Source organism: Bradyrhizobium sp. Leo170 (assembly GCF_004296405.1).
In the GTDB taxonomy this organism is placed as follows: domain Bacteria; phylum Pseudomonadota; class Alphaproteobacteria; order Rhizobiales; family Xanthobacteraceae; genus Bradyrhizobium.
The window spans coordinates 1-411 of the sequence record NZ_PSRR01000893.1 but is presented as its reverse complement, the minus strand read 5'-3'; the positions used below and the strand labels follow the sequence as shown (position 1 = coordinate 411).

Genomic DNA, 411 nt, shown 5'->3' with positions numbered 1-411 from the left:
GGCGATGCGGCGCAGCTCAACAACGCCATTCATCGCGAGGGCTCTAACCTCGCGATGACCTCGGGCCGCATTGCGGCGGAAGCTATCGTCCAGGTGAGATCACGGCGTTATCCCATGACTGCGGCAAATCTGTCGCTCTACAAGAAGATGCTGGACGAATCCTTCGTGATCAAGGATCTCAAGAAGCACAAGGATATGCCGATGCTGATGCATACCAACTCGCAAAACTTCTTTCTCACCTATCCGCAGCTCGTCGCTAGGGCGATGCAGAACTATGTACGGGTCGACGGCACGCCGAAGGCCGAGAAGGAGAAGCTGACGTTGAAATCCTTTGTCAATGCGCGGTCATGGACCGGTTTATTTGGCGATGCATTCCGCCTCGCGCGCGCTTGGCGATAACCCATCAGAATC

Annotated in this window: 1 pseudogene; it reads left to right on the top strand. The window is 55.7% G+C overall.

Features of this window, described 5'->3' with window-relative positions:
• A pseudogene (locus CWO89_RS45260) lies at positions 1-399 on the top strand (FAD-dependent oxidoreductase); the annotation flags it as partial.
• Positions 400-411 lie beyond the last annotated feature (12 nt).